The organism is Prevotella sp. AM23-5 (assembly GCF_003473645.1).
Taxonomy (GTDB): Bacteria; Bacteroidota; Bacteroidia; order Bacteroidales; family Bacteroidaceae; genus Prevotella; species Prevotella copri_A.
In genome coordinates this window covers 1-3,941 of sequence record NZ_QUCG01000128.1, presented here as the reverse complement: position 1 = coordinate 3,941, position 3,941 = coordinate 1, and the positions used below count along the sequence as shown (strand labels likewise).

The 3,941-nt window shown below is 46.1% G+C and carries 3 protein-coding genes; all 3 read left to right on the top strand.

The window, feature by feature from the left end:
• Positions 1 to 200: 200 nt before the first annotated feature.
• The 3 genes from DW657_RS16735 to DW657_RS16725 are packed head-to-tail and all read left to right on the top strand — an operon-like array spanning position 201 to position 3,884.
• Positions 201 to 773 (top strand): DUF3575 domain-containing protein, encoded by a 573-nt coding sequence (locus tag DW657_RS16735; RefSeq protein WP_233547203.1) that lies wholly within the window; start codon positions 201 to 203, stop codon positions 771 to 773.
• The gene (locus tag DW657_RS16730; protein WP_118313493.1) at positions 770 to 1,774 is read left to right on the top strand and encodes a DUF5119 domain-containing protein; all 1,005 of its coding nucleotides are present in this window, start codon (positions 770 to 772) and stop codon (positions 1,772 to 1,774) included. The genes DW657_RS16735 and DW657_RS16730 overlap by 4 nt, the downstream gene beginning before the upstream one ends.
• Positions 1,775 to 1,820: 46 nt before the next feature.
• On the top strand, positions 1,821 to 3,884 hold the full coding sequence (locus DW657_RS16725) for a fimbrillin family protein (protein ID WP_118313492.1): 2,064 nt from the start codon (positions 1,821 to 1,823) through the stop codon (positions 3,882 to 3,884).
• Positions 3,885 to 3,941 lie beyond the last annotated feature (57 nt).

Sequence of the window (3,941 nt, the reverse complement as noted above, 5' to 3'; positions counted from 1 at the left end):
GTGATTTTCGCCCCTATATTGCAAAAAAGCAGTTCCTTTGCACCCGAATTTTGAAATCATAGGTAGAATCCCATTAAAGAAGGAGTCTCCTTAAAATAAAGTAACGTAAAATGAGAAAAATACTATTCCTCCTCTTGTTGGCATTTCCATACACAAGCAGGATTGCGGCGCAAGACATCCATTTCATAGGAAAGCGAAGTGTGGACACATGCCATGCAAAAGCAAATTCTAAGAATCCCATCCTTTGGAAATTGAAGACCAATCTATTGTATGACGCATTTGTCGTTCCCAACATTTCAGCAGAAATGCACTTGGGAAGGAACTGGTCGGCAGGGCTAGGCTATTGGTACACCTGGTGGAAGACCAATCCATGCCATAGATACTGGCGCAGTTATGGAGGAGAAATAGATATAAGAAAGTATTTTGGAAGCCAAGCATTAAAAAGCCATCTCACAGGCCATCATCTTGGAGCTGTGAGTCAGATGGGAATGTATGATGTGGAGTTCGGAAAACGAGGCAACATGTCAGATTTCTCCTATACGATAGGAGCTGAATACGGCTACACATTTCCCATCAGTCCAAGGGTTAGCTTGGACTTGGGCATGGCCTTAGGTTATTTTGGAGGAACATACAAGGTGTATGACCCGATAGATACCCACTATGTATGGCAAGAGACCAGGAACAGGAGATATTTCGGTCCTGTGAAAGCAGACATCACCCTAGCATTCCAGATAGGCAAGAACTATAGAACGGAGAAAGGAGGCATGAAATGACGAATATCAATCCTTTTAAAATCATCATGAAAGTAAGAACGGCGATGTGGTACCTATTCTTCCTGACCATAGGAGTCTGGCTACTCAGCAGTTGCGAGCAGAAAGAGCTATGCTATGACCACAACCATGCCTCCAATGTAAAAGTCACTTTCGATTGGGAACAACACCCAAATGCCAATCCTGCATCCATGTGCTTTTACCTTTTCCCAAGGGAAGAAGGCGAAAGGACTCTCAAAAGGGAGTTCATCGGAAAGAACGGCGGCATAGCCCAAGCCCTAGTTGGCGTAAGCTACACGGCATTGGGATTCAATTCCGATGCTAGGAACACCAGTTTCCGCAACAATATCAGAACAAACAGCATTGAGGCAAGTTCCAAGGATGCCGGGACTATAGATAGAATCGGAATATCAGCCAGTCTTTTACGAAGAGCAAAGGGAACCGAGGGAGAAAGAATGTCGATGGAAGCCGACAGCATCTATTCCAGTGCTTCGGAGAAAGACATTCTCATATCACTGGAAGAGAACGACCGAGGCGACACATGCAAGATAACGCTTAGTCCAAAGCGAAGATTTTGCACATATAGGTTGAAGATAATTAACATCGCTAACCAGCAAAACCTCTCATCCTCCATAGCAGGTTCCATCTCAGGCCTTGCAGGCGGCATCAACCTTTCCACTGGAGAAAAGACAGAGGCAAAGGTCACCGTTCCCTTTGCGGTAGGCACAACAAACGAAAGCACTTTGGAAGGACAGCTTCGATGCTATGGGAACAGCCCATCAGAGGATGCTGCCAACTATTTGGTTATATATACCATGTTGAAGGATGGCACAAAGTGGTGCTACATCTATGATGTTACCAAGCAAATCAAGGAAGCCCCCAACCCTTATGAGGTAGAAATCGTTCTGGACAAACTCCCTGTGCCAACCAAGATAGGCGGCAATAGCGGTTTTACCCCAGGCGTTAGCGACTGGAACATCATAGAGATACCAATCGTTATGTAATATTCATAAGCAAGATATAAGTATTATTCATTCAAAAATTTAAATTATGTTCAAAAAAAGTATGTTTTGCGTAGCCTTAGTCTCTTTGGTATTGGCTACATCGTGCTCACAGGATGACTTGCAGACAGCCAAGTTCTCCCAAAACACGATTAATCCTAACGTTGAATTAGGCGGTCAGCCTATTTCTACTTTTGCGGCAGCAAAAGGTAAAGAAGTAAAATCTCGTGCAGTAGAGACCACCATCACCAACCTTGGTTCATTCACCATGAACGCATTCCAAGATGGTGAGACCAACTACATGAAAGATGTGAAATACACCTCTACCGATGGTAGCGTATGGAACACCGACGCTGGTACATTCTACTGGCCAGTGGAGGGCAACTTACACTTCTATGCGTATGCACCAGAGCAGCCAGGACAGGCAGGAACCTTCAAGTTGGACAAAGATGCCCAGACACTCACCGACTTCGTTCCAAACACCGCAGCTGCCGACCAGAAGGATTTCGTGTATGCAAAATCAACAGGCAACAACAAAGCCAATGGAACGACAGGTATAGATATTGATTTCCAGCACGCATTATCCGAGGTGACCATTGCAGCAAAGAACGAGAACACTACCTACACCGTAGATGTAACAGGTGTGAAGATTGGCAATGTCATCAAGAAGGGTACTTTCACATTCCCTTCCACCTCAGACGCAGCAGCCTCTTGGACACTTTCGAGTGATGTTTCCGACGTCACAGACTACACAACAACTTGGACAACCCCGGTGACACTTGGAAGCGATGTCTCAACATTGGATGCGACCAATGTACCATTTATGATTCTTCCACAGCAGTTGTCAAAGGCGACAAAGGCCTCCGATAAGGCATATATCGCCGTAAAGGTAAAGATTACCTTGCAGGGCGGTTATATTCAGAAGGATGACTGGGTGTATGTAGGTATTGATACCAACTGGGAGATGGGCAAGCGTTACGCCTACACCCTCGACTTCACTTCTGGTGCAGGTCAGGACAAGGACGGAAAACAAGTAATTTCCGGAACAGCCATCAACCTCAATGTCGATGTCACCCCATGGGATGAGGTTGCAGAAGACCTCGATCCTTCAGGTGTTGTCCCTACTCGTCCCAGTGTAGCCAACTCACTAATTATCGACCCAACGTCAACAAAGGCCTATGGCATTAACATTGCCGACAAGATTAATGCTTTCTGGTCTTCAGCAGTAGGTGACCAGACTACCCCTATCGTGGCAGGAACAGAATGGACTGCCGAGGTTATCTGGCAGGACATCCCTTCACGTGCCATCAATTTTTGCAGCAAATCAGGTGTTGTTAAGAGTGGTGACACTTTCGAAGGAAAAGGAACTACTCCACTTTACGTAAAGGCTGCTGCCAACGTAAAAGGCAACGTTGTTGTAGGTATCAAGAAGAAGGGCGAGAGCGATTACCTCTGGAGTTGGCACTTGTGGCTTACCGACGAGCCACAGCTTGTAGCAGGTTTCATGGACAGAAACCTTGGTGCAGAGTCTGCGACTGCAACCGATGGTGCGAAAACACGTGGTTTGTACTATCAGTTCGGAAGAAAAGACCCATTCGTTGGCTCAACAGAGATTTATGACATTAATGGTACATCAAAAAGTACTGGTGCTACCATTGCTACAGGTAAGGTGACATTTGCCAAAGCTGTACAAACTCCTGCAACATTCTATACCTATGGTAGTGGTAACAAAGATTGGGCTTCGCCTAACAACTACACATCAAAGAACTGGAACGACATTTCAGAGAGTGACGGAAAAACTTTCTTTGACCCTTGCCCAGAGGGATGGAGATTGCCAACCAAGGCAGAATACAGCAACTTCTCAACCACGACATTCACTTGGGATGCAACAAATTCTGGTCGTACCTATAACGGCAATTGGTTCCCTGCTGCTGGTTGTCGCTACGGCGACGACGGTAGCGTGAGCAACGTGGGCAGCTACGGCAACTATTGGAGTGCATCGCCGAACAGCGAGAAAGGCGGTTACAACTTGTACTTCAGCAGTGGCAACGTGAATCCTGCGGACGGCAGCAATCGGGCGTACGGTTTCTCCGTGCGCTGTGTCCAAGAATAAGGAGGAACTTGTTTCCGACCTTTGATTCATCCTTAATTCCGCAACACTATAATTTAA